Source organism: Candidatus Roseilinea sp. NK_OTU-006 (genome assembly GCF_012931985.1).
In the GTDB taxonomy this organism is placed as follows: Bacteria; Chloroflexota; Anaerolineae; order J036; family Brachytrichaceae; genus JAAFGM01.
Map to the genome: position 1 here is coordinate 34,101 of NZ_JAAFGM010000020.1, position 26,461 is coordinate 60,561.

The window sequence follows — 26,461 nt, forward strand, 5'->3', positions numbered from 1 at the left end:
CGAGGTTGACCCGATGCACACCCTGGATGAAATCCTTTCCCAACCCTCCATCTGGCAAAGCGCCCTGCAAGAGGCCGAAAAGACAGCCCCGCAATGGCGTGCCGCGCTCGGCGAGGATGCCGCGCCGCTGCTATTTCTGGGCTGCGGCTCCACCTACTATCTCTCCCTGACCGCTGCCGCGCTCTTCCGCAAGTTAACCGGCCGCCTGACCTTTGCCCTGCCCGGCGGCGAGTTCCTGCTGCAGCGCGCCGATTGGCTCGGCGATTTGCCGGAGCGTTCACCCAAACCGATTCTCATCACCGTCAGCCGCTCCGGCACGACCACCGAGACGGTGCGCGCTGCCGAAGCCTACCGCGCCGCCGGCGGCCGCGTGCTGACCGCGACCAACTACCCTGAGTCCCCGCTCGCCACCCTGGCCGATGCCGCCCTGCTCCTGCCCCAGGGTCAGGAAGAAAGCGTGGCACAGACGCGCTCCTTCTCCTCCATGTTGGTCGGCTTGAACGCCCTGGCGATTCTGCTGGGCGAACAGCGCGCCCTCTGGCAAGCCATCCAGCGCCTGCCCGAAGCCGCCGCAGGCTTGATCGAGCGCTATGCCCCGCTGGCGCGTCAACTCGGCGAAGACCTGAGCCTGGAGCGCTTCTACTTTTTGGGCAGCGGCGTGCGCTACGGCCTGGCCAGCGAAGCCAGCCTGAAGATGAAAGAGATGTCCCTCAGCCATAGCGAACCCTTCCCCTTCCTGGAGTTCCGTCATGGACCGATGAGCATGGTGAATGGGCAGACGCTCCTCATTGGTCTGCTTTCGGAGCAGGCTCAAGCCCAGGAGCAAAAGGTGCTGGACGAAATGCAAGCCCTGGGGGGGCAGATTCTCTCCCTCGGCGAGCAGGGGGCGCGGGTCGAGTTTGCTTCGGGCATCCCCGAAGAGGGATGCGCTGTTCTTTATCTGCCTATCTTGCAATTGCTTGCCTGTTACCGTTCGCTTGCCAAAGGTCTCAACCCCGACCGTCCCCACAATCTGACGGCCGTGGTGCAACTCAATTTCTAAGTCTAAGGAGGAAAAGACAATGAAACGCCTATCGCTTGCCCTACTGATCGTCTTCTCGCTGGTTCTGGCAGGATGTAGCCCGAACACGACGCCCACCGAAAGCGCCGCCAAGCAGCCCGCAGCCACCGAAAGCGTGGCCTCGCCCGCGGCAACAGGCGGCGAGAAGATCGTCATCCGCGTTTGGGGACATCAAAACAACTCCTTCAACCAGGCCCACCAGGACATCATCAACAAGTTCATGGAAGAGAACCCCAACGTGGAAATCAAGTTCGAGACCTTCCCCTGGGACGTGTTCATCCAGACCATCCAGACCTCGCTGCCGGCCGGTCAGGTAGCCGACATCATCGAGATGCCCGGCGGCATGGGACTGCGCTATGCCAAAGGCGGCCAGTTGCTGGAAGTGCCGGCCGAGGTGATGACCCTTGACCGGGCGCGCGAAACCTACTTCGAGGCCCCGCTGGGCGGCTATGTGTACGACGGCAAACTGTATGGACTGCCGATTGAGTTCAATCTGGAATACGGCGGCGCCTACGTCAACGAAGAGATGTTCAAAGCCGCCGGTCTGCCCTACCCGCCGCAGTGGAAAGGCTGGGATGAGGTCATCGCCGATGCCAAAAAACTGACCAAGTTTGACTCCAGCAACGCCATGGAAGTGGCCGGGCTGCACTACACCAACAACGACCAGCTCTACACCTACTTCCTCTCCGGCATTCTGGAACAGGGCGGGCAATACTTTGCCGAAGATGGCAAGCATTTCAACTTCAACACCCCCCAAGCCCTGGCCGTCGTTCAGAAGATGGTGGACATGGCGCAGAAAGACAAAGTCGTGGACCCGGTCACCTACAACGCCGAGAGCAACTGGGTGGGCACTTCCTTCGCCCAGAAGTTGACGGCCATTGCCGTGCTGGGCTCCTGGTTCACCGGCGAAGCGCGCATCACCTACCCCGACCTGAAATTTGACTACGTCAAGCTGCCGCCTTTCATGGGCGATCAGTATAAGTTCACCTCCGTCTCCGGCTGGGGCGTCGTGGTCACCAAATACACCCAACATCCCGAAATCGCCTGGAAACTGGCCGCCGCCATGGCCGCCGACCCGGAGAACGCGCTGCACTTCAACCTGACTACCGGCACGATCCCCGCCATGAAGCAGGTCGCCAACGACTCGCGGCTCTCTGAGAAGTATCCCTTCATGAAAGACTTGGTGACCATCCTGCCCTATGGCGTCTTCCAGGGCGACATTGTGGACCCCAGCCAGTTGGAGTTTGACATCATCTACCCGAACCTCATTCAGGCCATTCAGGGCATCATCACGCCGGAGCAGGCGGTGCAGAACATTCACGAAGAAGCCAACGCGATGGTGGATAACGCCAAATAGCCCCTTGCGCTGGGGAAATCATCGGCGGGAGGTGGCTCTCAAGGCCACCTCCCGCATCAAAAGGGGTTGGCCCATGAATGCTTTGTTCACACGCGCTCTATTGGAATGGATCGGGACCCACGAGGGCGGCAGGTTGACCGCTTCCCAGCGACGCTTTGCCTTCTGGGGGCTGGTGCCGATCTTGATCTGGGTGTTCGTCTTCGTTCTTTTCCCCATCTTCTGGGTCATCTTGTTGAGCCTGTTCTCCTACACCCCCATCCGCGAGGGCGGCTGGTTCCTGGGGTTGGGCGGCAACAACCCCTTTGTTGGGCTGGGGAACTATGTTGAACTCTTCACCGGCAGCACCAAAGCGGCGCGCATCTTCCGTCAAGCAATCGGCAACACCTTCCTGTTCTCCCTGCTGGCCGTTCCGCTCTCGGTAGGCACCGCGTTGCCTGTGGCGATCGCCTTGGAGAGCGTCCATGAACGAGTGAAATCTTCCTTTCGGCTCATCTATTTTCTGCCGGTGATTACGGGCAGCGTGGCCGTGACCATTATCTGGCAATACGTCTATGCCCCCAACTGGGGACTGCTCAGCCAACTGATGAAGACGATCGGCCTCACCCCGCCGCGTTCCTGGCTTTCGGATCCTACCCAGGTCTATTTCGGCATTCCGCTGGCGATGCTCGCGGTGACCATCGTCTATGTCTGGGTGACTTTTGGCTACAACACCCTGCTCTTTATCGCCGCCTTACAGGGCGTTCCCGCGGTCTTTCGTGAGGCGGCGCGCATTGACGGCGCCAACTCCTGGCAGGAATTCTGGCATATCGTTATCCCCTTGCTCCGCCGCACCATCCTGCTCGCCTCCGTGCTGACCGTGATTTCTACCTTGCAGCAGTTCGTCCTCTTCCAGTTGCTCACCCGCGGCGGCCCGGCCTATCAGACCCAGACCATCCTGCTCAGCGTCTATCAAAACGCCTTCGTCTATTCCGAAAACATGGGCATGGCCGCGGCGATGTCCATCTTCCTGTTCATCATTCTCTTCGTCCTCACCATCATCCAGTTCCGCCTGCTGCGCACCGAGTGGGAATATTGAGGAGGCCGCCATGCTCAAAAAATTTCATCCGTTCTACCTGCTCTCGCGCAGCGCAATCTATATCATCCTGACTGCCGGGCTGGTGTTCACCCTCCTGCCGTTTGTCTATGTCTTCCTGGCCTCCTTCAAGACCAACGCCGAACTGTTGCGCGTCCCGCCGACCTTTATCCCCGAAAAGCCCATCATCGAAAATTACACCACCGTCCTCTCCGACTCTCAAATTTCGCTGACGCGCATTTTCTACAACAGCGGCATGGTTGCCATTGTCCGCACGCTGCTTACCCTGCTCATCAGTTCCTTCGCCGGCTACATCTTCGCCCGCTACCGCTTCACCGGCAAAAACCTGTTTTTCGGCATGATTCTGGCGCAATTGATGATTCCGTTCCAGGTGGTCATGATTCCCATCTACCTGCTGACCGTCAAAATGGGCTTGATTGACACGCTCTGGGCGCTGATTATCCCCATGCTGATTGACGCCTACGGCATCTTCGTCGCCAAGCAATTCGTGGAGGGATTGCCCGGCGAAGTGATGGAGGCTGCCCGCATAGACGGCGCCTCGGAGTTCGGCATTTACTGGCGCATCGTCCTGCCGCAACTGGGACCGGCGCTGGCCTCGCTGGGCATCTTCACCTTCATGGCCTCCTGGAACGATTATCTCTGGCCGCTCATCATCATCACCTCGCCCGAAAAGCGCACCATCCCGCTGCTGCTGGTCTGGTATTCCACCCAGCACGGCGCCAATCAGGGATTGGTGCTGGCCGCCTCCATCCTGACGCTCATCCCGATCTTCGTTGTTTACTTCCTCGCCCAACGCTGGATTGTGGAGCAGTCCACCCAGAGCGCATTCAAATGAGGGTTGCGAACCGGCTGGTTCGTTTTCTAAATCGCTACCACTCACTTTCCCGAATTTAAGGAGGAACGATGAAAGTCTATAGACTGTTGCCCACCCTGTTCATTCTGGCCTCGGCCCTGAGCGCTTGCAGCGGCGAAGCTTACCCTGCTCCCACTGCCACGCTCGCGCCGCCTACAGCAACGCCCATGCCACCGACCGCCACGCCCGTACCGCCAAGCGCTACGCCCGTGCCGCCAACCGCTACGCCCATCCCCCCCACCGCAACGGCTGTGCCCGAACCCACCCAGCCGAGCCTGGGCGTCGGCGAAATTGCCGATTTCAAGGTGACCCAGGATGGCGATTTCCTGGTCATCGCCTTTACCTTCGGCGGCACACCCGGTGACTACAACGCCAATCACATCCTCATTGACGCCGACCAATCGGCCAAAACCGGTTTCCAGGTCGGCGAGATCGGCGCCGAGTTCCTCTTCGAGAACGCCGGCATCTTCTCCTACAACGGCGATGGCAAGTCCTGGAGCTGGAACGAAGTCCAGGCGCCCGAACTGGAGTTTGAGCCGGGCAGCAACAGCGTCTCCTGGAAGATACTCCGCGCCACGCTCGGACTGGATAAAGTCCAGGCCGCCGATTTCATCGCCCAACTGGTGAACAAAAACTGGGATGCCGTTGGCACTACTCCCAAGCTTACAGTGGAGTTCAAGTAACCCTGAACCTGCCGGTTCGCGCCCACCTCTCACAGGAGTCCCATCATGAGAAACGTCCCCTGGCTGCTTCTGCTGACCACCCTGCTGCTCCTGGCAGCCTGTCAGCCCGCCGCGCCGACCCCGACGGAGTCCGCGCCCCCCGCCGATGTCCCGGTCGCGACCGCCGGCGCGACCGTTGAGGGGGCCGCCGCGCCCACCTACAGCGCGCCGCTCCAGACCCGCACCTATCAGCCCCTTGCCGGTGACGTGGTCAACCCCGAACGCGGCTTCCGCTACTCCTTCGACACCTTCACCCCCGCCCAGGAAAACTACAGCACCTACCGCCTGCTGGGCACTTCGCTGGTTTACGTCGGCGTGCGGTTGGATAACTACCGCGAGCAAGACCTGCCGCAAGCGCTGCTGGATAGCCTCGACCAGGCCTTTGCCGCGGTGCGCCAAGGCGGCATCAAGGTCGTGCTGCGCTTCCAATACAACGAGGGCCCCTGGCCAAACTCGGAGCCGGATGCCTCGCTGGAGCAGGTGCTGCGTCACATCGCCCAACTGAAGCCCGTCCTGCAGAAGAACGCCGATGTCATCGCCTGGATGCACGCCGGCTTCATCGGCGCTTGGGGCGAATGGCACAGTTCCACTCACGGCCTGGATCGGGATCCCGCCGCCAAGCGCGCCATCCTGGAGGCCCTGGCCGATGCCCTGCCGCAGCGCCCCATCCTGCTGCGCTACCCGCCTGACCTGATGACGCTCTTCCCCGAACCGCTCACCGCCGAGCAAGCCTTCAGCGATACGTTTCAGGCGCGGCTGAGCTTTCATAACGACTGTTTCCTCTCTTCCGATACCGACGTCGGCACGTATAGCGGCGGCAGCAATAGCCGTGAAAATGCCACCCGCTACCTCTCTCAAATCACCCAGTTCGTCCCGGCCAGCGGCGAGACCTGCGCCGTGTACCCGCCCCTGCAGGCTTGCGAGGCTGCCATCCAGGAGATGGAAAAACTCCACTGGACCGACCTGAACATCAGTTACCACCAGCAGGTCATCAAGAACTGGAAGAAGGCCGGCTGTTTTGAGGAGATTCAGCAGCGGCTGGGCTACCGCCTGGTATTGCAGGAAGCAACTTTCCCGTCCGCGGCGCGCCCCGGCGAAGCCCTGCTGCTGAGCTGGAAACTGGTCAACGAAGGTTTTGCCTCCCCGCTCAACCCGCGGCTGCTCTTTGTTGTTGTAGATGGCCCGACTACCGCCTCTCTGCCCGTCAGCGAGGTGGACCCGCGCACTTGGCTGCCTGGCGAACATTCAGTCAACGTTCAAGTCACTCTGCCGGCCGACCTGCCGGCCGGTGAATACCGCCTGGCGCTCTGGCTGCCCGACCCCGCCGAAAGCCTGCGCAACGACCCGCGTTACAGCATCCGCTTTGCCAACGCTGAGATTTGGGACGAAGCCAAAGGGCTGAACATCCTTGGCACACTGCAAATCAACTTGCAATAAGGAGGTTTCCGATGTCTCACAAGATTTCCCACTGGATTTTGCTTCCGCTGACTCTGATTTTGAGTGCCTGCGGGCCACAGCAGGCGGCTTCACCCATTGCTACGATGACGCCCTTGCCGCCCACTGCGCCGCCCACTGCCACGCCGGCCCCTACCGAAACACCCATGCCGGCCCCCACCGAAACACCCACGCCGGCCCCAACGGCCACCTTCACGCCCATGCCGCCCGCCGAAGCCCGCCGCCCGGCGGAAAACGGCTTGGATATGACGGCCCAACGCCTGTCCCAACCGCCCACCCTGGACGGCGACCTGAACGACTGGCCGGATTTCCCCTGCCGCAGCATTGATCAGGACAAACAAATCGGCTACGGCGACCTCAGCGCCTGGGGCGGGCCGAGCGACCTGAGTGGTTCCTTCTGCTGGGGCTGGGATGACGAAGCCCTCTATCTGGCGGTGGATGTCAAAGATGAGCGCGTCCAGGCGCACGCCAAGGGCAACTTCTGGGAAAACGACTACGTGGAACTCTGGCTGGATACCAACCTGGCCAAAGATTTCTACGAAGCCCAGAACAACGGCGATGACTTCCAGTTTGGCTTCATGCCCGGCAACTTCAGCGACGTGCCTGCCCGCGCCACGGTCTTCGTGCCAGGGGTCTCCACCAGCAAAATGCGCCAGTTGCTGGTGCAGTTCCAGCGCACGGCGGAGGGCTATCGCGGCGAGATCAAAATCCCCTGGGCCACCTTTGGCGACAATCTCGACCGCAGCGGCAATCGCCTGGGCGCCTCGCTCTGCTTCTCGGATAACGACGCCGACCAGCCCGCCCAGGAGATGATGATCTGCACCGCCCCGGCGGCCATCTCCCAATGGGGCAACCCGACGTTGTGGAATAACCTGGAACTGGGCAAATAGCTCATATTGCACAACGTGTAATAGGGAGAAAGCCGTGAAACGCGTTCTATGGCTGGTCCTGTTGCCGCAGGCCATCGCCTGGTCCAAACAACGCCACGCCGGCTGGGTCTATGTGACCGGCGATGCTCTCCGCACCCCTTGGGATACCCTGCCCGCCGACCCGTATTGGAGCGGTGAGCTGTATCTGGTAAATCAGCCGTAGTGATCCTTTCTCTCGGCGCTGGCGGGGGATTGGATCCTCCGCCGGCGCCGGCAACTCTGCCTGCCCTGCCGGTATCTCAACAACGCTCCGCTGGAGCAAACCAGAATGCGCGCGCTCTCCCTCGCCAAATACCGCTCTTTCCAACAATGCGCCTCGCCGCGCGGCGCATTCACCTTTCTCGCCCTCGACCATCGCCAGAACCTGCGCAAGGCCAACCCGCGCTTTCAGGAGGACGCCGAACTCAGCCGCTTCAAACTGGACGTGACCCGCGAACTGGCTGCCCACGCCACCGCCGTCCTGCTCGACCCGGAAGTCTCCGCGGCGCAGGCGGTCGCCAGCGGCGCCCTGCCCGGTGACCGAGGGCTGGTCGTCGCCCTCGAAGCCACCGGTTACAGCGGCGAGCCGACCGCCCGCAAAGCGCAACTCATCCCCGGCTGGAGCGTGGAAAAAGCCAAACGCATGGGCGCGCAGATGGCGAAACTGCTCGTCTACTACCACCCCGATTCGCCCGCCGCCGCCGAAATCGAGGAATTCACCGCCCAAATCGCCGCCCAGTGCCAGCAACACGACCTGGCCCTGATGCTCGAACCGCTCTCCTACCCGCTCGTCGGCGAGAAACTCTCCGCCGAAGAGAAGCGCCGCGTGGTGGTCGAAACCGCCCGCCGCCTGACCGCCCTCCCCGGCGTGGACCTGCTCAAAGCCGAGTTCCCCCTCCCCGCCGATGCGCCCGAAGCCGAGTGGACCCTCGCCTGCGCCGACCTCAACGCCGCCAGCCGCGTCCCGTGGATCGTCCTCTCCGCCGCCGTCTCGTTTGACCTGTACCTGAAGCAGGTCATTGCCGCCTGTCAGGCCGGGGCGAGCGGCGTCGCCGTCGGACGCGCCGTCTGGCAGGAAGCGGTCAGCCTCGATGGCGCTTCGCGCCTCGACTTTTTGCGCACCACCGCCCGCGAGCGCCTCCTCCGCCTGACCGCACTCACCCAAGCCCTCGCCCGCCCCTGGACGGAGTCCTACACCACCGAAGCGCCGTTTGACTGGTACAAAGAATACTAATGAGTAGGACAAGTCCTACCGACCACCCGACTATGAGACCCTTCGACCTCCTCCTCCCCGGCGAAATCAACCCCGACCTCATCCTCTCCGGCGATGTCGAACCGCAATTCGGCCAAGCCGAGAAACGGGTGGATTCGGCCCACCTGACCGTCGGCTCGTCCTCGGTCATCACCGCCTGCGGCGCAGCGCGGCTCGGCCTCAAGGTGGCCTTCATCGGCATCTGCGGCGCGGACCTCTTTGGCCGTTTCATGCTCGAAGAAATGCAACTGCGCGGCGTGGACACCTCCGCCGTCCTGGTGGACCCGCTCCAGGCCACCGGCCTGACCGTCATCCTGAACAAAGGTCACGACCGCGCCATGCTCACCTTCCCCGGCGCCATCGCTGCCCTGCGCGCCGACCAGGTGAGCGATGACCTGCTGCGCCGCGCCCGTCACTTGCACGTGGCCTCCTACTTCCTGCAAGATGCCCTGCGCCCCGGCCTGCCGGACCTCTTCCACCGCGCCCGCGCCCTCGGCCTGACCACCTCCCTCGACACCAACTGGGATCCGGCCGGGCGCTGGGAGGGCGTCCTCGACCTGTTGCCGCTCGTGGACGTTTTCCTGCCCAACGCCGCCGAAGCCTGCGCCCTGAGCGGCGAAACCGATGTGACCCGCGCCGCCCGCCGCCTGGCTGACCTGGCCCGAACAGTGGCCGTCAAACTTGGCGCCGAGGGCGCCCTCAGCGTGCACGCCGCGCAGACCATTCACGTCCCATCTATTCCGGTTGACGTGGTGGATACCGTCGGCGCCGGCGACACCTTCGACGCCGGTTTCCTCTACGGCTACCTCCACGGCTGGACGCTGGAGAAATCCCTGCGCCTGGCAGCCATCTGCGGGGCGCTCTCCACCCGCGCGGCCGGCGGTGTGGCCGCCCAACCCACTCTCGACGAGGTCATCACGGTGATGGACGGTGGACGGTAGATGTTGGACAGCGGACAGCAGACAGCCGACTCTGATGAGCAAGAAACAACTATCCAACTACCTGACTAACAAACTACCATGACTATGACTTACCTCGACTACCTCACGGCATCCCACCACTCCGGCAAGCCGATTGGCCTGTCCTCCATCTGCTCCGCCCATCCCTGGGTGCTGCGCACCGCCCTGCAAGGCGAGAGGCCGGTACTCATCGAATCCACCTGCAACCAGGTCAACCAGTTCGGCGGCTACAGCGGCATGAAACCCGCCGACTTTGTCCGTTTCGTTCACAGCCTCGCTGCTGAAAACGGATTCCCCACTGAAAAGATCCTGCTCGGCGGCGACCATCTCGGCCCTTCCCCCTGGCAAAACGAACCCGCCGAACAGGCCATGGCCAAAGCCATCGAAATGGTGCGCGCCTATGTCCAGGCCGGTTACACCAAGATTCACCTGGATTGCTCCATGCCGCTTGGCGGCGAGCGCCAACTGCCTGTGGAAGTCATCGCCCAGCGCACGGTGCAGCTGGCAGAAGCAGCCGAACAAGCCGCTCATGAATCACGACTTACGAGTCACACATTACGCTACGTCATCGGCAGCGAGGTCCCGCCGCCGGGAGGGGCAATCGGCCCGCACGAGGGCCTGCGCGTGACGCCGGTCGAGGAGGCGCGGCAAACGCTCGAGGTCATGCAAGCCGCGTTCCACCAGGCAGGGCTGGAAGCGGCCTGGGAACGCGTCCGCGCCCTGGTCGTCCAGCCAGGGGTCGAGTTCGGCGACGATTTCGTCCACGATTACGACCCGGCTGCGGCTGCCGGCCTGGCCCGTTTCATCGAGACCGTCCCCAACCTGGTCTATGAAGCCCATTCCACCGATTACCAGACTCCAGAAAGCCTGGCGGCGCTGGTGCGCGATCACTTTGCCATCCTGAAGGTGGGTCCGGCGCTGACCTTTGCCTTGCGCGAGGCCGTCTTTGCCCTGGCAATGATTGAAAACGAACTGTTCCCGGCGGAGGAGCGCTCGCACCTGGTCGAACGGCTGGAGGCGGCCATGCTTCGCCAGCCCGGCCACTGGCAGCGCCATTACCACGGTGAGGAACGCCAACAGGCCCTGGCGCGCAAATACAGTTTCAGCGACCGCATCCGCTACTACTGGGGCGATCCGGATGTGCAGGCGGCTTTTCGACAACTGCTCGCCAACCTTGAACGGGTCGCTCCCCTGCCGCTGACCTTGCTCAGCCAGTACCTGCCGGAGATGTTTGGTGAAATCCGCCGCGGTCTGCTGCTCAACCATCCCGCGGCGTTCCTTGAGCGAAAAATTCAGGCGGTGTTGGATACCTACCGCGCTGCCTGTGGAGAAGAAGACTGAAAATGGCTTTGGTGCATAAATCAGTTTTGTAAAGATACTATCACAAATTTTGGTTCATTTTTGACGATACCAGCTCTTCTTATAGGAGAAATCGGTCAAAATTTTGTGTAAATCAGCCCTGAGTGGGAAGAAAAGTATTCATGTACTAACGCCCTCGGTGCCCATAAAACGCCTGATCGTATCGGGTTCGAGGGCGAGGATCTCCGGCTGGGCGAATGCCGTCGCCGCGCTGAAACGCGCGGCCAGGTGCTGCGCTCGGCTCACGCGGGCCGCATTCGTCTGGTTGGTGGTATCTACGCCGAATCGGCGGTCAGCATAGTTGTAGATTTTGTGCATCTCCGGCGCCAGGCGTTCTATCAGGCTGAGATATGCATGTAGCGTGTGTGCCGACTCGGTCAGCCGGCCCCGAAAGGACGCCAAGCTCGGCAACTGCTGGGAGCAGCGCGCAGGCACAGACAATATCGGTTCAGCCTGGACTGCTTTGGGATGATCGCCAGTGCGTGCGCACCTTGCCGGCGTTGTGGTGTTGTGGTCGTCGAGAGCAGGCGGCGCAGTTTTCAGCAGGAACAATCGCCGGCGTATGGTCGGGCAATATGGGCCGGCTTCATCAACGGCGCTCTGTTGCGCCTCGTCGAGACGGATCTGCATCGCGGCAAGCCACAAGCCATGTTCCAGGAGGATCGCTCAACATTGCCCGGCGCGCCGGCGCGCTTCCGTTGGCAGAGCGGGGCCGGCCTGCCCTAAGCGCCCGACTTTGCGGCCGGCTCGATCTTCACCCACGCACTGAGTATGCGATAGAGCGTGAGGAACAGCACGCTGCCCCCTGCGCCCCAGTACAGCGCCTGCGCCCAACGCTCGCCGCTGTCCGTCCCGCTGCTCAGACCGTGCCACAACGTCATCAGGAACACGGCAAAGCTGAGGTAGTGAATCAGGCGCCACGCGCGTTGCGAGATCAGCCGGCGCACGTAAAAGGTGAACGTCACCAGCCCAGCCAGATAAAACCCGATCTGGCCCAGTCCGACCTCCAGTGGCCGATAGCTCCGGCTGCCAAACGGCGTCAACACTTGTTCCAGCGTGTAGCCGATGTAGCGGTCGCCCAACAAAATCAGCGCGTGAAACAACGCAAAGGCCAGCGCCAGCAGGCTGCTGAATTGATGCACCTCAAAGGCCACCAGGTGGCCCGGCCAGTCGCGCGCCAGCTTGCCCGTCATCAGCAGCCCCAAGGCCGTGGAAAGCCAGAGCAGGCCAAACGCCACAAAACCGCTGGCGCGCGACAGAAACCAATACGCTTTAGGCGATTCGCCGGCGGCCGACTGCGCCAACGCCGGCAGATACTGCGGCAACAGCACAACGGCCAGCGCCGCCCCGACAGCCGCTGCGATCAACAGCGTCAGCAGGACAACTGGCGTATCCGAGCGCGCGTCCAGATCGATTTCTGACGCGAGCGCCGGCGATGAACCCCGCGCCGGCGCAGGGCGTGGTGGAACAGATTGTGTCATGGCTTGTGTGTGAACGGGGATGTGTCTCTCAAACAGATCGCAACAACGGAAAGTTTGGCGTGTGCACGATGCGGCCATCTTCGCAGACCAGCAGCGTTGCCGTGTCATCCTGAGATTCGGCCCAGGCCAGTCCCTCCTCGCTTCCCAGCAACAAGGCGGCTTTGGCGACGGCCTCGGCTTGCACGGCCGTGGGGGCGATGGCGGTGGCGGTCAGCGCGTCGGTCTGCGCCGGCTCGCCTGTGCGTGGGTCAATCAAATGGTGAACCTCGCGCGCGCCGGTTTGCCAGCGCCGATAATCTCGTCCGGATGTGGCTACTCCGCCGGCGCGCAAGGTGATCGTGCCCAACAGCGCGTCGGGGGTTGGCGAATGCCCGGCCGGCGCAGCAATCCCGATCGGGAACTCGGTGGCGCGGTCGGCTGCCGGCGCGATGGCAATATCACCACCGGCATCCACCAAAGCCGGCCCGTATGTGGCCAGCCGGCGCGCAGCCTGATCGGCGCACCAGCCTTTGGCCACGCCGCCCAGGTCAAGCAGCGCTCCCGGCGGCACCCACACCGCGCGATTGGCCGCGTCCATCTGAATGTTCTCCCAGTCTCCCAGGTGGGCCGGCGGCGTCACCGTCAACGTGACCTCGACCCGTTCGCTCGACATCTCTTCAAACGTGCGCGTGTAGCCGATGGCCTGCATGGCGCTGAGCGCGGTGGGGATCACTAGGCCGTGGGTGTGGCGCGCCGCGCGCAGCGCCGCGTGCAGCACATCCCACAGCGTCTGGCTGACCGCGACCCATTGCCCTGTGCGCGCATTCAGCCGACTCAGCTCACTGCCGGGCCGGAAGCGGCTGAGCGTGCGTTCCCAGATCTCAAACCACACCGGCACATTGCGCAGCGCCTCGCCCGCCTCGGCTGTGTCGGCATCCAGCGCGGCCAGCATCTGGCAGCCCATCGCGCGAAAGGTGATCTCTTGCATGGCCTCAGCGAGATGAGCGGGTGACGGCGACCGGTCGGGGTGGGGCAGTCACCATGCGCAGTTGGGGCTGTGGCTGTGGCTGAGGTGCTGCTGCAACCTGCGGCCTCGTCACCTGCGCGGCGCGCGCGGTTCGTGCCGGCCGCGCCGCTTCCACCCGGCCGGGGGTGTAGAGCGGCGCAAGCGTGGGCAGCGGAGCGACACGGGCCGGCGCAGCAGGCTCGACGATGACGATTTGCTGCGGCGCTGCGCCGGCTTGTTCTGCTGCTGTCGGCTCTGGCGGGGCCGAGGCGGTCTGCGCAACCTGTTGGTAGCTGAGCCAGCCCCAGCCGGCCAGCGTCAGCGCCAGCGATGCCGAGCCGATCAATGCTTTCAGGGCAGTGGCCTGTTCAAGTTGCGCATGGCGATTCGCGCCGGCAGGACGCATGGCGTTAGTCGTCATGGTCTTTCTCCTTCTTCTCTTTCTTCTCCTTCTTTTCGTGCTCGTCTTCCCGCTTTTCCTTGTATTCGCGTTCTTCGCGCTCGTGCTCGTCGTCATCGTCGTAGTATGCCGGGCCGGCCACCGGTTGAGTGAGCGCGCCGTTATAGAGCACGGCGCCGCTGTTGGCGTCCACGTACACCATGCCGGTGTTGAACGCCACTTCGTAGGCGATCGTGCCCTGAAAGTTCACCAGCTCTGGCAGGCGCTGCGCGACTGCGCCGAGGGCGCTTGCCTGTGCGATTTCCAGCGCGCGCTGCGCGGAGATGGCTACACCGGGCGCTGCGCTTTGTGAAGGCGCAGCCGGCGCTGCCTGAGGTTGTGTCTCTGCCATGATGTTCACCGCTGCGGGGGGCGCGGCCTGCGCCTCGGCCAGTTGCTGTTCCATCTGAGCCAGCCGGCGGTTGGCTTCCTCGATGCGCCGGTTGGCTTCCTCGATCAGCGCCTGATACTGCGCCTCGCGCGCGCTGAGGGCGCTGTCGGCCCCTGTTTGGACCGATTGCTCTGCCGGCGCATTGACGACCGGCGCGACTGTTGGCGGGGGGGTTGCGACAGCCGGCGTGGGTGTGGCCTGGCTTGTGGCGTTGCTGAATTGCCCAGCCAGCGCGCCCAGCCCGACCAACGTAAATGCTGTAATGCCGCCGGCAATGACCAGCGCTGTGCGCTGATTGATCGGTTTTGTGTTCATCGGTTTGGTCTCCTTTCTCGAATAAGTTGAACAGGAATGTTGCGCCCACTGTACGCAGCCGAGGTAGGAATTGGGTAGACTTGACCTGAGAAGATGCTCATCGGCTTTCTACCCATTTCCAACCTTTGTCCGGCCACAATGCCGGGGACAAATTCACATGCGCGTGCTCATCGTCGAAGACGATCAACAACTCGCAACATTGATTGCTCGCGCGCTGAAACGCGAGGGCATCACGGCTGATCTGGCGCACGATGGGCAGACCGGCCTGGAGATGGCGCTGGGCGGCGCGTACGATGTGGCCGTGGTGGATTGGATGTTGCCCGGACGCGATGGGCCGGCGATTTGTCTGGCGGTGCGTCGCGCCCGCCGGCCGCTGCCCATTCTCATGCTCACCGCGCGCGGGCAGATCGAAGACCGTGTGCAGGGATTGGACAGCGGCGCCGATGACTACCTGGTCAAGCCGTTTGCCATCGAAGAGCTGCTGGCGCGTCTGCGCGCGCTCAGCCGGCGCTATGACATCGCCAGCCCCGATGGGGCCGAGCTGCGCTGCGGCGATCTGCGCATGAACCTGATCGAGCGACGAGTGTATCGCGGCGACGTGCCAATTGACCTGACACTCACCGAGTGGGAGCTGCTGGAGTATCTGATGCGCAATTGTGACCGCCCACTCAGCCGCGAGCAAATCTTCAATCGCGTGTGGGCGATGGACAGCGACGCGCAACTGAAGATGGTGGACATTTACATTTCGTATCTGCGCCGCAAGTTAAAGACAGCCGCCGGCCTGCCCGACCCGATTGAAACGGTGCGCGGCGTGGGGTACCGTCTGATCTCATGCTGAACGAGAAGCAACTGCTCAACCGGCTGCGCCTGCGGCTGACCGGCGTTTATCTGGCTACTGCGCTGGGTTTGATCATCCTGCTGGCCGGGCTGAGCATTGTGTTGTTGCGCTTCTACTTTCAAAGCGCCATTGATGATGCGCTGCGCAACCGGCTGGCGCTGGAATATCTGCAATTGGGCGCGCCGTTGCCCGCTGAACTGGAGCGCTCTTATCTGGAGTGGGCGCGTTTGCGCCTTCCTGCGCCGGCGTCTTCTGATGACAAGAAACGCGAACCTGAAGAAGAAGACGAAGACGAAGCCAAACATGGTGAGGAAGACGCTCACGAGCGCGCATCCAACAGCGTATCTGCCCTGCCGTCCGGCGCGCCGATCGAAGATCTGGTCAGCGTGTTTGTGCTGCGGCTGGATGGCGCGGGGCGCGTGCTTGTGCCTTCGGCCATGCTGCCGCCCGGCTTCGCGCCCAATCTGGAAGCGATTGCTGCGGCCGGCCGATCTGGCGCGGATTGGCGCACGGTGCAGACGCCAGCCGGCGAACCGGTGCGCCTGCTCACCTATGCCTTGCGTCAGGAGGATCAAACGATTTACCTTCAGGCCGGCCGTTCGCTAATCGGACAAGATAGGGTGATGCGCCAGTTCCTGATTGGGTTGCTGGCAGGCGGCGGAGCGCTGGCCGGCCTGGCTGCGCTGGTGAGCTGGATCACAGCCGGCCGCGCGATCCAGCCGATTCAGGCGGCCTGGGCGCGCCAGCGGGAGTTTGTGGCCAACGCCAGCCACGAGTTGCGCGCGCCGCTCTCGCTGATTCAACTCAGCGCCGAGCTGGCGACCCGGCCCGACACCCCGCCCGATGAGCGACAGGAACTGGCCGGCGATGTGTTGCGCGAATCGCGCCACATGGCCCGGCTGGTGAGCGATCTGTTGCTGCTCTCACGGGCCGATGCCGGCCACTTGCCCGTTCGCATCGAGGCGGTGCCTGTGCAGCAGGTGCTAGACAGTCTGGCCGGCGAGTGGCGACGCGCCTGCGCCGCGCGCGGCGTCACGTTCGAAGCGCCTCCCACTACGGCGGTGGCGCAGGCAGATGAGGGATATCTGCGTCAGGTGTTGTTGGCCGTGCTGGACAATGCCTTGCGTTACACGCCGGCCGGCGGGCGCATTGCTGTGCTGGTTGCATCGCGCGAGCGTTGGGTGGACATTGCTGTCAGCGATAGCGGGCCGGGCATTGCGCCGGAGCATCTGCCGCGCGTGTTCGAGCGGTTTTATCAGGCCGATGCGGCGCGGAGTGACAAGGAGCACGCCGGCCTGGGGTTATCCATCGTGCGCACGCTGGTCGAGGCCATGGGCGGCCATGTGCGGCTGGATAGCCCGGCCGGCGGCGGCCTCACTGTGACCATCTCGCTGCCCAAAGCATAGATGCCGGCGCTGCAGTCATCCCTGGCGGGTGTTGCGAAACACATCGGCAATTTCGCGCAACACGCGCTCGCGCTCGGCTGAGTCGTCGCCGCGCACGGCTGAGGTCACGCAGGTTTGGCACTCAACATCTCACATCCTCCACTGACAAAACCGGCAAGGCTGGGCCAGAAGGCAAACCGCCTGGCAATGGGCCACCCGTCCTGCGCACCTGACACATTCGTTGTTGAGTGATTGCGACAGAGCTGGCAACATACTCACTGCGAGACCGACCAACGCCACTCTTAATCCATGAACATTGGCCAATCAGCATACGCGCGCGCAGATGCAAATCGCCGCCGGCAAACGCCAGCGTAGCCATCTGGTTCGTCAACATTGCCCGGCGCACTTCCATGGGGGCACCATCCGCGCTGGTGAAAGGAATCGGCCAAGGCAAAGCGATCGGCATGGCACAGGCGCAGATGGCTGTCAAAACGGTCCGCGTTTTGTGTTTGCGGGCGCGCACCAGCAAGGTGCCGACCCCTCTCAGCGCATGGCGCTGCGGGGGTTCGCTCAGGCAAACAAGCAGCAAGCGGGATCAAGAATGTGCAAGCGGCTCGAAGTGTTGAATAATCGGGCTGGGTATGGCTCGCGCTCCGACTTCGTTTTGCTGAATCAAGTCTACGCGCAGCCCTGCTTTTTTACCAACGTCCAGTCAGGAAGGAGGACGACAATGAAGATCACACAAGTTCAGACTTACATCGTCGGCAACCCGTGGAAGAACTGGGTGTTTGCGCGGGTGGACACCGACGCAGGCGTGCACGGCATCGGCGAGGGCACCTTGAACGGCTTTGCCCGCACAGTCGAGGCGGCCATTCACGAGCTGAAGCGCTTTGTCATCGGCCAGGATCCGTTCGACGTGGAAGCGCATTCTTTGCGCCTGTTCCGCGATGTTTATTCAGACGGCGGCCAGATTCAGGGCGCAGCCCTGGCAGCGATTGAGTTTGCCTGCTGGGACATCATGGGCAAAGTCACAGGGCAGCCGGTGTACAGGCTGCTGGGCGGGCGTTGTCACAATCAGTTGCGCGCCTATGCCAATGGCTGGTATCGCGGCCCGCGCACGCCGGAGAGCTTTCACGAGAAAGCCAAAGATGTGGTGGCGCGCGGTTACACCGCGCTGAAGTTCGACCCGTTTGGGCCGGCCTGGCGCGCCGTCGATCGCCCCGACTTTGGGCTGGCGATCGACATCATTGCGGCGGTGCGTGATGCCGTTGGGCCAAACGTGGATGTGCTGATCGAGGGCCACAATCGGTTTAGTGTGCACACGGCCTTGCAGTTCGCCGACGCCATGGCGAAATACACGCCGACCTGGTTCGAGGCCCCGGTGCCTCCGCAACTGGTTTCGGCCATGGTTGAGGTGGCGCGTCATAGCCCGGTGCCGATTGCCTGCGGCGAGGACTACTACTGCCGTGAACAGTTTGCCGAACTGCTGGCGCACAAGGCGGTGCATATCATTCAGCTCGAACCGCAGTTTCTGGGCATGACGGCGTCCAAACAGGTGTGCGGCATGGTGCTGGCCGCCGGCGCTGTCACCGCGCCGCACAGCGCGCAAGGCCCGCTCTGCACCATTGCTTGCGCGCACCTCAACACGGCTACGCCCAATTTCTTCATCCACGAGGTGTTCGACGATTTCAACGAGGCATGGAGCGAGCGCATTTTGACCAGGCCGCTGAAGGTGGTGAACGGCTATCTCAGCGTGCCGGATGACGCGCCGGGCTGGGGCACTGACCTGAACTACGAGGAAATCGCGCTGCACCCCTACAACCCGGACAACTTTTTGCCCTTGTTCCGGCAGGGTTGGGAGCGCCGGGAGCCGGTGAGGGATTGACAGACAAAAAAGTCCTCGAAGGTGATGGCGTTTTGCGCGTCAGGTCGGAATGAGTTTCTGGATGGTGGTGAAGCCGAGGGCGATGTCGTCGGGGTTGACAGCCTCGAAGTTTTCGATCGGCGTGATGCGCACGCGCCACCCGCCGGTGGCTTCCAGAGGTTTGTTTTGTATGCGGCAAGTCTCCGTATAGAATATGCGTCGCTTGGATGCGCGCCCGCATTCGGCGGAAGCGACTGCAACAGCAGAAGATGATGCCGGCCGCGGCGCTTGGCCTGTAGCATAAAGGGGTTCATGCTTATAGCTAGAGGGTTGACTAACGTTGTCGTGAGGGAGAGCTTGTGGATCGTCGAGAATTCCTAAAGGGATGCGCCAGCTTCGCGGCGCTGGCCGCTGTTCGCGGCTTCGGCATCACCAACCTGCTGTTCGATCATCAACTGCCCAAGGCACACGCCGCCCATCCATCATCGCCCCAGCAACCACCACCGAACAATCGCGACTTGCTGGTGCTGGTCTTCGTGCGCGGCGGCCTAGACGGGCTAAACGTGGTAGTGCCGTTCAACACCAGCGAGCGCGACCGCCATCGTTACTACACCGTTCTACGGCCCACGCTTAACGTGCCGCCGCCCAACTCCAGCGAGCCACGGCGAGCCGTTGATCTGAACGGACAGTTCGGCCTCCATCCCGACGCTGCGCGTGGGGCCAACGGCGTCTATGTGCCCAACCCCCATATCAGCGACAGCGGCGGACTGTATGCCCTCTTCCAGCGCGGCGACTTGGCCATCGTGCACGCTGCCGGCTCGCCCGACGTCACCGGTTCACACTTTGACTCCGAGCTATACATGGACTTCGGCGGCAAGAGCAACACCAGCGGCTGGGTGGCGCGTTATTTGGACGCCGTCAGCGAGCCGATAGATGCCCTGGCCGTCGCCCCACAATGGGGCGTGCCGCCTTCCTTGCTCACCACCAGCGGGCGCAGCGCCCTCGCCATCCCCAGCGCCAACGAGTTCGGACCGCAATGGCGCACCAACAACTGGACGAACAACACGAACCGCCAAACCATCCTTAACGGTCAGCGCAGCCTGCTGGAGACCATGTATCAGCGCGGCAACGCCTTCGTCGAGCGCCTCGGGCAGGTCGGGCTCGCCACTTACGACGCGCTGGCCAACGTATTACACAGCGCCTACACCCCCGCCGCGCCCTACCTCACCGACAACAGCTTGGTGGCCGACGGCGGCGTGTTTGGCCGCTCGCTGGAGATCATTGCTCGCATCGCTAAGGCAAACCTGGCTAACCCACTACGCGTAGCCACCATTGACGTGGGCGGCGGTTACGACACCCACGACAACCAAGGCACGGTGGAATGGTCAGGCAACGATCGCTTTCCGCGCCTGGTCACCAACCTATCCAACAACCTCAAGGCATTTTGCGACGACATGAACGCCGATCCTCAATGGCGCGGGCGATATGTGATCGTGGTGATCAGCGAATTCGGTCGCGTGCTCTATCAGAACAACAGCAGCGGCACCGATCATGGCGCAGGCAACATCATGCTGGTGATCGGCAGCGGCGGCCAACATGGCACGCCCAACATCAACGCCGGCCTCTACGCCGACTGGCCGGGGCTAGCTCACTTCGGCTTTAACGACGGCTTGAAGATCACCACCGACTACCGCCGCGTCATCGCCGATGTGCTCACGGCGCGCATGAACGTGAGCCTAAGCCTCATCAACACCGCCATTTTCCCCGGTCTGAACTACACCTCTGGCTTGGGGATCGGCCGTCCGCGTAGTTAAGCGATTGGGAGGGAAGAGCATGTGCCGCAGTTTGTCCCATCGCCTCATTCCCATCATCGTCATCTTCGCTGCCGGCCCGCTGTTTGGCGCGCCTACGCACGCACAAATGATGCCCCTCAGCCTATGGGACAACTTCCAACCCGCGACAGTAGACACACGCCCGGCCCTGCAAAGTGAGCCGGCGCCGGCAGCATCGTCCGGCGGCAGCGCCTTCGTAGCCTGGTTGGATACGCGCTATGCCCTGCCCGACGTGCACGGCGCCTGGATTCAAGACGCGAAGCTTCCCTCTGAGGTGCGGGTGGTTCACCTCCACCCCCGTTTCGACGCCCCCGCCCTGCGCACGCCGGCCGTGAGCATGGACGCCAACAACCGCGCCTTCGTCGCCTGGGCCGACGATCAACGCATCTACCTGGTGCGCAGCATGTCGCCATCGGCATGGACCTCGCCCACCGTAGTGGTCAGCTTCAGCAGTTGGGAACACACCGCGCTGCAGCCGGCTTTGGCCAGCGACGGGACGGGCAATCTAGTCGTAGCATGGACTGACCTCAGCCAAAACGACAATCACGTGCGCGTGGGCGACATCTACGCCCGGCGCTGCGACGGCACCACTACCCCCATTCAGTGCTACAGCAGCCCCACGCGCGTCAACGACGACAACGGAGCGCGCAATCCCCAGCGCAAGCCCGCCATCGCCCGTCAGGGCAACACCGTCGTATTGGTGTGGGAAGACGGCCGCGAACGCGGCCCCGACTTCCCCCGCATCTATGCCAGCTTTTCATACGATGGCGGCCAGAGTTGGAGCGCAAACATGCGGGTCAATCGCCAATTGGATGGCAGCGACCCCCGCCCCACCGACAGCGCCACCCACCCCGCCGTCGCCATCGCCCCCGATGGCAGCGTGTGGGTCGCCTGGGAACACCGCACCGGTTCGCCCACCGCCCAAGCCGACATTTACCTTGCGCGCTGGGATGGAAGCACCTGGAACACACCACGGCGCATAGACAACGCACCGCCACGCGTGCGCAGCCTCGCCCCGAGCCTCGTCGCAACCGACCAGGCCGTGTTCGTCGCATGGCAGGACTATCGCAACGGCCCGAATAATCCCGACATATACCTGGCCCGCCTAGATCGCGCTACAAACCAAGTGCAAGTCGCAGGGATCGCCTTGCCCAGGCCGCAACGCTCACCACGCCTCACTCGGTTGGCAAACGGACAGCTCTACCTGGTGTGGCAAAGCGACAAGATCGGCGGCGAAACGAATGTGTTCGGCATGCGCGTTGACGGGTCATCGTCGCTGACGTTCAACGACGCACCGCGTCAGCTCAACACCGACGCCCCACGCTTGCCCTACCAAATGACGCCGGCCTTGACGGTGCACCAGGGCACGCCCTACCTCATGTTTGCCGACCGGCAATACAGCTACATCGATTTCTACCTAGCTAAGCAAGTCAATGGGAGTTGGGCGACGCCCCAGCCGCTGCCAACACAGGCGCGAGAAGGGGTAGCAGTGCATCACGAGGCAGCCAACCTGATCGCCGGTCCCGATAACAAGCTGCATCTGCTGTGGTCTGATGATCACTGGACGCGCGGCCTGCGCGTGCGCTATGCTACCTTTGACCCGCAAACGCAGAGCTGGAGCGAACCGATCTTCCTCTCGCGCGTAATCTCGCGCACCGAAATGCTGCCCAGCCTGGCAATCTTCAGCAACACGTTGGCCGCCTCGTGGAGCCGCCGAGACAGCACCACCGGCCAGCTCCAACTCTTTGCAAGCTGGACAGACGCCGGCGCATGGGTAACCGAGACCGCTGTCCTCACCCAGACTTTCAGCGCATGGAACTGGCCGACCAGCGTCGCCACCGATGGCGATCACATCTATGTCGCCTGGCACCGCGAGGAACAAAGTAACGGGCGCGGGCGCATATGGCTGGCGCGCAAGCCGCTCGACCTCAGCAGCCCATGGCAATACAGCCAGCTCAACCCACCCCATAACGATGATTGGTGCTACCATCGCGAGCCACGCTTGGCAACGGACAGCGCCGGACAGCTACATGCCGCCTGGGTGGGATGCGCACGGCGCAACCCCAGCAGCTCTTGGCCGCGCGATTACTATCTCTACTACGCTCACTCGACCGACCAAGGCGCAACATGGAGCGCGCCGCTGCGGGTCGCGCTCATCTCTGCCGATCAGTATCGCACCTCCCGCCCGGCGCTCGCAGTATCACCCGCCGGCTTAGCGATGCTTCTCTACCCTTACTATGGCCAAGACAACGTATCCCACTTTGCCGCAGCCATGATCAACGCAAATACCGTGGTCTTCTCCCAAACGCTGAGCTATGGACACGGCTGGGTGCGCGCCGACACGTATGACGGCACGTACTACGGCGGCGACAGCGCCGGCAGCGTCGCATACGACCCACAATCGAACCGCTTCATCCTGGCCGTCATTGATCGCAGCAATACCGCCCCGCGCTTGTGGACGACGAACTTCTGGGTTGGCGCCACCCCGCGCGCGTTCATCCCCGTAGTAACGCGATAAGCCATGATCACGATTCAACTGTCCACCCCACCCGGCGATCCCCCTACTTTGGCGCGCTTGGCCTGGAATCGGTTGGCCTTTGGGCCGCGCCCTGAAGACCTGACCACGCTGAGCAACTTCAACCTCGCCGACTTCGTGGACGAACAGCTCAACTACGAAGACATTGACGATAGCGCCTGCGAAAACTACGTCAACGCGCTATCACGGGCTGCGCCCAACGGCAGCACCGTCCCCCCGCTCGATGCTAGCTTAGCAGAGCTGAAGGCATACGTGGAGAACAACTCCACCCGATATTTGCAGCGCCACCTGTGGACAGCTACATACGCCCGCGCCCTGCTCAGCAAGCGTCAGCTCTATGAGCTCATGGTGGACTTTTGGACCAACCATTTGCAGACCAACTTCCAGCACTACGCCAAGTACTGGGAAGATCACTACGTCATCCGCACCCACGCGCTGGGCAATTTCCGTGACCTGATCGAGGCAAGCGCCAAAAGCCCGTCCATGCTGGATTTCCTGAGCAATCGCTACAGCGACGGCTACAATCCTAACGAGAACTACGCTCGTGAGCTATTGGAGCTGCACACCGTCGGCAGTTACAGCTACGTGCCAGGGCCGGGCTATCGCACCCACCCCAACTACACCGAGGAAGACGTGCAAGCGCTGGCGCGCATCTTGAGCGGCTGGACCAACTATCGCTCGCCCAACGACGAGTTTTACTTCAACGCCGGCCGCAGTTGGCCACGGCACGATTGGACAGAGAAGCGGCTCTGGCTTGGCAACGATAACTACTTCTACATCCCTCCAGGCGGCATCGAACAAGGCGAGCAAGTGTTCGACATCTTGGTGGAGCACCCCAGCACGGCGTATTTCATCGCCTTTAAGCTCTGTCGGCGTTTTATCAGCGATTACCCAGACGTGTTCTGCCCGGAGGCCGTGGAAGCCGGCGCGCAAGCATTCATGCAATCCCACGGCGACATCCGCCAAACCGTGCGCGCCATCCTCCTGCACCCCAAGTTCACTCAGAGTTGGGGGCAAAAGGTCAAGCGCCCCTTCGAGTTTTTTATCAGCACCTTGCGCGCGCTCGGCATCACCGAGATGATCAACTTTCTGCCGGATAACTGGAACGCGCTGGGGGAAAGACGCTTTGCGCAAATGAATGAATTGCTCGGCCAAACGCTGTTTGAGTTTAGCGCGCCCACCGGTTATCCCGACATCGCTTTGGCGTGGTGGAACACCGGCCAGGTGTTCGGGCGATGGACGTTAGCCAACATGCTGGTCAATCGCTACTTTGGTGAACAACTTCATCCGACCAACCCCGCACCTTCCGACACGCTGTTGAATTCGCTGCTGGGCCTCCCCAAATCGGCCACCAACGTAGTGGATGATCTGATCGCGCGGTTCATCGGTCGCAACATTCACGCAGACGACCGCACAGCGCTGATCCAGTATCTCGGCCAGGGCAACGCCAATGCAAATGTGGACAGCACCTCGCCGCGCTTGCGGCCATTGATCGCAGTGATCGCCGCTTCACCCTACGCCCAGTGGCGCTGATTGACCCTGCATATCATCCCGCCACGTTGCGGCGCTCTGCCGGCACGCAGCGTCTCGCTTGAGCTTGTTGGCAGGGGGCGCCGGTAATTCCCCCAAGCGGCGTACCACAACCAGGTTTCAAGGGCTGGGATGTCTATTTCGAGCTTAGACAACACGTTAAGGCGTTGTGGGGATTGGATGTGGGCTATGTCCGGCTTGCGCGACGCAGGGCGCGCCCGGCCAGGTGGCGCAACGAGACGGCTTCGTGGTCGCGCAGCCGGCCAAGCACGCCGCCGCCGATCAGCATGGGAATCAGGCTGATCGCGAACAGGCCGGCGTACGGGTTGGACATGCCGGGCGCAAGGGCGGTGAGAATGGCGCCGGCCAGCAATGGCCCGCTGCCGCCGACAAAGCTGCTCCAGGCGTAGTACACCGACAGATACACCGCGCTGTGTTGGGGCGGCACAGCGGCGTTGAACAGAAAGCGGCTCCAGCTCATGGACCAGGTTGCTCCCCCGATGCCGGCCACAAACGATATGCCCATTGCAAAGGCCAGACTGTCGGGGGCATGGCGCGGCACGGCCAGCCAGCATAGCGGCAGCGCAAGCAGCGCCGCCAGGCCGATCCACATCAACGGCTTGTTGCCGATGCGATCCAGCGCCCAACCCACCGGCAGCGCGGCCAGCAATGTGCCGGCCGAACTGCCGATGCTGAGCAGCACGACGTTGCCGGGGCTGAGGCCGATCTGCTCATTGGCGAACAAGGGGATGAATGATCCCGACAACCCGCTGCCCAGCGTCACCAGCGTGAGCATGCTCATGAAGAAAATGAAGTTGCGGTCGCCGAGCGCAATGCGCACCTCGGCCAGATGCGCGCGCAGGTCAATGGTTTGGCGAGTGGGCTTGCCGCCCGGCAACAGTGAGAAAAGCAGCACGCCGATCAGTCCGCCCACTACCCCGATGCCCATCGGCGTGGTGTAGCGCGCGCTGCCGGTCAGATGATCGATCAGAAAGCCGGCCAGCGCCACCACCCCGATCTGCGCCAGCGTGACAATCACATTCTCGAAGGCCATGAACTTGCCGCGAATGTCATTCGGCACCAGCTCTTGTGTCCAGGGCAACAGGCCGGTGTCGCCGGCGGCGCGACACAGCGCAAAACCCACGATGCACAAGGTGACCCAGACAAACGCGGCGTCCGGGCCGGCGGTTGCCAGGATGGCCGGCGCCAGCAGCATCGCGGTGATGATGAACTTGCGAATCGTCCACACGATCAGGAAGGTGCGCCGAAAGCCCCACTTCGACACAAAGGGCGCCATGAACGGCGAGATCAGCGTGGCGTATGGAATCAATGCCAGCGCCACACCGATGCGCGCCTTGTCCAGCCCCAGGTCGGCCAGAAAAAGCGGGAACACCGACCCGAACACGGTCAGCGTGGTGAACACGCTGTTCATGGTCATCGCGGCGATGTAGAAGGGCAGTTTGCGGATTTTTTGCCGGTCGGTCAGGGCAGTAGTCATCGGCGTCATGGCGCGTGGGCGCGGCCCACATGATACGGCAAAAATATCGCCGGCCGTTGGGGCAGCGCAAGCGTGCCTCAACGCGCGCCCCGCCCCGCCACGTCCCCAGCACCCAGCATCCCAGCACCCAGCATGGGTGCATTTCAGTTTTGGGGCAGGAGCGCACTCAAAAAGCGCGCAGATTGACCTCGCCCGCGTGAACATCCGAAGATCACGGACGTTGTCGTGGATTGACAGACCGGCATCTCAGCGAGGGACGACAAGCCGCAGGCCGCTGCGGGCATAATGCGAGGACAGTTATATCCGGGAGGTGTGCCATGAAAGAGACCAGGGCGACGACACAGCGCAA

At 62.7% G+C, this 26,461-nt stretch carries 23 protein-coding genes; 17 read left to right on the plus strand and 6 right to left on the minus strand.

Annotated features, from left to right (window positions below):
• Positions 1 to 13 precede the first annotated feature (13 nt).
• The 11 genes from GXH28_RS10695 to GXH28_RS10745 all read left to right on the plus strand — a co-directional run bounded on the left by GXH28_RS10695 (position 14) and on the right by GXH28_RS10745 (position 11,000).
• Complete coding sequence (locus tag GXH28_RS10695) at positions 14 to 1,042, plus strand: SIS domain-containing protein (protein WP_169239018.1); 1,029 nt, start codon at positions 14 to 16, stop codon at positions 1,040 to 1,042.
• A 19-nt stretch (positions 1,043 to 1,061) separates the two neighbouring features.
• The gene (locus GXH28_RS10700; protein WP_169239019.1) at positions 1,062 to 2,417 is read left to right on the plus strand and encodes an ABC transporter substrate-binding protein; all 1,356 of its coding nucleotides are present in this window, start codon (positions 1,062 to 1,064) and stop codon (positions 2,415 to 2,417) included.
• Positions 2,418 to 2,550: 133 nt separating this feature from the next.
• A complete protein-coding gene (locus GXH28_RS10705; RefSeq protein WP_169239020.1) occupies positions 2,551 to 3,492 on the plus strand; it encodes a carbohydrate ABC transporter permease in 942 nt (313 codons plus the stop codon).
• A gap of 10 nt (positions 3,493 to 3,502) precedes the next feature.
• On the plus strand, positions 3,503 to 4,345 hold the full coding sequence (locus GXH28_RS10710; RefSeq protein ID WP_169239021.1) for a carbohydrate ABC transporter permease: 843 nt from the start codon (positions 3,503 to 3,505) through the stop codon (positions 4,343 to 4,345).
• Positions 4,346 to 4,413: 68 nt separating this feature from the next.
• Entirely contained in the window at positions 4,414 to 5,046 is a 633-nt protein-coding gene (locus GXH28_RS16070; protein WP_206156807.1) for a hypothetical protein, read from the plus strand.
• A gap of 45 nt (positions 5,047 to 5,091) precedes the next feature.
• Positions 5,092 to 6,522 carry a DUF4832 domain-containing protein gene (locus GXH28_RS10720; RefSeq protein WP_169239022.1) on the plus strand — a complete coding sequence of 477 codons (1,431 nt, stop codon included), beginning with the start codon at positions 5,092 to 5,094 and terminating at the stop codon, positions 6,520 to 6,522.
• 104 nt (positions 6,523 to 6,626) lie between these two features.
• On the plus strand, positions 6,627 to 7,430 hold the full coding sequence (locus GXH28_RS10725; protein ID WP_169239023.1) for a sugar-binding protein: 804 nt from the start codon (positions 6,627 to 6,629) through the stop codon (positions 7,428 to 7,430).
• 34 nt (positions 7,431 to 7,464) lie between these two features.
• Positions 7,465 to 7,632, plus strand: coding sequence for a hypothetical protein (locus GXH28_RS10730; RefSeq protein WP_169239024.1), 168 nt, complete (start codon positions 7,465 to 7,467; stop codon positions 7,630 to 7,632).
• Between the two features lie 105 nt (positions 7,633 to 7,737).
• Positions 7,738 to 8,682 (plus strand): tagatose 1,6-diphosphate aldolase, encoded by a 945-nt coding sequence (locus GXH28_RS10735; protein WP_169239025.1) that lies wholly within the window; start codon positions 7,738 to 7,740, stop codon positions 8,680 to 8,682.
• Positions 8,682 to 9,641 carry a carbohydrate kinase family protein gene (locus GXH28_RS10740; RefSeq protein WP_240550337.1) on the plus strand — a complete coding sequence of 320 codons (960 nt, stop codon included), beginning with the start codon at positions 8,682 to 8,684 and terminating at the stop codon, positions 9,639 to 9,641. Before GXH28_RS10735 ends, GXH28_RS10740 begins: the two co-directional genes overlap by 1 nt.
• An 84-nt stretch (positions 9,642 to 9,725) precedes the next feature.
• Entirely contained in the window at positions 9,726 to 11,000 is a 1,275-nt protein-coding gene (locus GXH28_RS10745) for a class II D-tagatose-bisphosphate aldolase, non-catalytic subunit (protein ID WP_169239026.1), read from the plus strand.
• 138 nt (positions 11,001 to 11,138) lie between these two features.
• Here GXH28_RS10745 and GXH28_RS10750 read toward each other — a convergent pair whose 3' ends face one another.
• From GXH28_RS10750 to GXH28_RS10770, 5 genes are all read right to left on the minus strand, one after another.
• Positions 11,139 to 11,648 (minus strand): hypothetical protein, encoded by a 510-nt coding sequence (locus tag GXH28_RS10750; RefSeq protein ID WP_169239027.1) that lies wholly within the window; start codon positions 11,646 to 11,648, stop codon positions 11,139 to 11,141.
• A gap of 92 nt (positions 11,649 to 11,740) precedes the next feature.
• On the minus strand, positions 11,741 to 12,499 hold the full coding sequence (locus GXH28_RS10755; protein ID WP_240550338.1) for a hypothetical protein: 759 nt from the start codon (positions 12,497 to 12,499) through the stop codon (positions 11,741 to 11,743).
• Positions 12,500 to 12,527: 28 nt separating this feature from the next.
• Complete coding sequence (locus GXH28_RS10760; protein WP_169239029.1) at positions 12,528 to 13,466, minus strand: FAD:protein FMN transferase; 939 nt, start codon at positions 13,464 to 13,466, stop codon at positions 12,528 to 12,530.
• A gap of 4 nt (positions 13,467 to 13,470) precedes the next feature.
• Complete coding sequence (locus GXH28_RS10765; protein ID WP_240550339.1) at positions 13,471 to 13,905, minus strand: hypothetical protein; 435 nt, start codon at positions 13,903 to 13,905, stop codon at positions 13,471 to 13,473.
• Positions 13,895 to 14,629 carry a PepSY domain-containing protein gene (locus GXH28_RS10770; protein ID WP_169239030.1) on the minus strand — a complete coding sequence of 245 codons (735 nt, stop codon included), beginning with the start codon at positions 14,627 to 14,629 and terminating at the stop codon, positions 13,895 to 13,897. The genes GXH28_RS10765 and GXH28_RS10770 overlap by 11 nt, the downstream gene beginning before the upstream one ends.
• A 157-nt stretch (positions 14,630 to 14,786) precedes the next feature.
• On the opposite strand from GXH28_RS10770, the gene GXH28_RS10775 reads away from it, so the two are divergent.
• The 6 genes from GXH28_RS10775 (at position 14,787) to GXH28_RS10800 (ending at position 24,617) form a co-directional block, all read left to right on the plus strand.
• Complete coding sequence (locus GXH28_RS10775; RefSeq protein ID WP_169239031.1) at positions 14,787 to 15,467, plus strand: response regulator transcription factor; 681 nt, start codon at positions 14,787 to 14,789, stop codon at positions 15,465 to 15,467.
• Positions 15,461 to 16,873: a sensor histidine kinase gene (locus tag GXH28_RS10780; RefSeq protein WP_169239032.1), complete on the plus strand. Its 1,413-nt coding sequence runs from the start codon at positions 15,461 to 15,463 to the stop codon at positions 16,871 to 16,873. The genes GXH28_RS10775 and GXH28_RS10780 overlap by 7 nt, the downstream gene beginning before the upstream one ends.
• 709 nt (positions 16,874 to 17,582) lie before the next feature.
• The gene (locus GXH28_RS10785) at positions 17,583 to 18,737 is read left to right on the plus strand and encodes a mandelate racemase/muconate lactonizing enzyme family protein (protein WP_169239033.1); all 1,155 of its coding nucleotides are present in this window, start codon (positions 17,583 to 17,585) and stop codon (positions 18,735 to 18,737) included.
• Positions 18,738 to 19,075: 338 nt separating this feature from the next.
• A complete protein-coding gene (locus GXH28_RS10790) occupies positions 19,076 to 20,530 on the plus strand; it encodes a DUF1501 domain-containing protein (protein ID WP_169239034.1) in 1,455 nt (484 codons plus the stop codon).
• A gap of 31 nt (positions 20,531 to 20,561) precedes the next feature.
• On the plus strand, positions 20,562 to 23,066 hold the full coding sequence (locus GXH28_RS10795) for a sialidase family protein (protein ID WP_169239035.1): 2,505 nt from the start codon (positions 20,562 to 20,564) through the stop codon (positions 23,064 to 23,066).
• A gap of 3 nt (positions 23,067 to 23,069) precedes the next feature.
• Positions 23,070 to 24,617: a DUF1800 domain-containing protein gene (locus GXH28_RS10800; protein WP_169239036.1), complete on the plus strand. Its 1,548-nt coding sequence runs from the start codon at positions 23,070 to 23,072 to the stop codon at positions 24,615 to 24,617.
• 184 nt (positions 24,618 to 24,801) lie between these two features.
• On the opposite strand, the gene GXH28_RS10805 is transcribed toward GXH28_RS10800, so the two are convergent.
• Positions 24,802 to 26,112, minus strand: coding sequence for an MFS transporter (locus tag GXH28_RS10805; protein WP_169239037.1), 1,311 nt, complete (start codon positions 26,110 to 26,112; stop codon positions 24,802 to 24,804).
• Between the last annotated feature and the right edge of the window lie 349 nt (positions 26,113 to 26,461).

Bases quoted from the DNA above. Each gene is read 5' to 3' on its own strand.
- GXH28_RS10720 (WP_169239022.1), top strand. From the start codon at position 5,092: ATGAGAAACGTCCCCTGGCTGCTTCTGCTGACCACCCTGCTGCTCCTG.
- GXH28_RS16070 (WP_206156807.1), top strand. From the start codon at position 4,414: ATGAAAGTCTATAGACTGTTGCCCACCCTGTTCATTCTGGCCTCGGCC.
- GXH28_RS10765 (WP_240550339.1), bottom strand. From the start codon at position 13,905: ATGACGACTAACGCCATGCGTCCTGCCGGCGCGAATCGCCATGCGCAA.
- GXH28_RS10785 (WP_169239033.1), top strand. From the start codon at position 17,583: ATGAAGATCACACAAGTTCAGACTTACATCGTCGGCAACCCGTGGAAG.
- GXH28_RS10760 (WP_169239029.1), bottom strand. From the start codon at position 13,466: ATGCAAGAGATCACCTTTCGCGCGATGGGCTGCCAGATGCTGGCCGCG.
- GXH28_RS10745 (WP_169239026.1), top strand. From the start codon at position 9,726: ATGACTTACCTCGACTACCTCACGGCATCCCACCACTCCGGCAAGCCG.
- GXH28_RS10805 (WP_169239037.1), bottom strand. From the start codon at position 26,112: ATGACTACTGCCCTGACCGACCGGCAAAAAATCCGCAAACTGCCCTTC.
- GXH28_RS10755 (WP_240550338.1), bottom strand. From the start codon at position 12,499: ATGACACAATCTGTTCCACCACGCCCTGCGCCGGCGCGGGGTTCATCG.
- GXH28_RS10735 (WP_169239025.1), top strand. From the start codon at position 7,738: ATGCGCGCGCTCTCCCTCGCCAAATACCGCTCTTTCCAACAATGCGCC.
- GXH28_RS10750 (WP_169239027.1), bottom strand. From the start codon at position 11,648: ATGCAGATCCGTCTCGACGAGGCGCAACAGAGCGCCGTTGATGAAGCC.
- GXH28_RS10700 (WP_169239019.1), top strand. From the start codon at position 1,062: ATGAAACGCCTATCGCTTGCCCTACTGATCGTCTTCTCGCTGGTTCTG.
- GXH28_RS10740 (WP_240550337.1), top strand. From the start codon at position 8,682: ATGAGTAGGACAAGTCCTACCGACCACCCGACTATGAGACCCTTCGAC.
- GXH28_RS10770 (WP_169239030.1), bottom strand. From the start codon at position 14,629: ATGAACACAAAACCGATCAATCAGCGCACAGCGCTGGTCATTGCCGGC.
- GXH28_RS10695 (WP_169239018.1), top strand. From the start codon at position 14: ATGCACACCCTGGATGAAATCCTTTCCCAACCCTCCATCTGGCAAAGC.
- GXH28_RS10725 (WP_169239023.1), top strand. From the start codon at position 6,627: ATGACGCCCTTGCCGCCCACTGCGCCGCCCACTGCCACGCCGGCCCCT.
- GXH28_RS10780 (WP_169239032.1), top strand. From the start codon at position 15,461: ATGCTGAACGAGAAGCAACTGCTCAACCGGCTGCGCCTGCGGCTGACC.
- GXH28_RS10710 (WP_169239021.1), top strand. From the start codon at position 3,503: ATGCTCAAAAAATTTCATCCGTTCTACCTGCTCTCGCGCAGCGCAATC.
- GXH28_RS10775 (WP_169239031.1), top strand. From the start codon at position 14,787: ATGCGCGTGCTCATCGTCGAAGACGATCAACAACTCGCAACATTGATT.
- GXH28_RS10800 (WP_169239036.1), top strand. From the start codon at position 23,070: ATGATCACGATTCAACTGTCCACCCCACCCGGCGATCCCCCTACTTTG.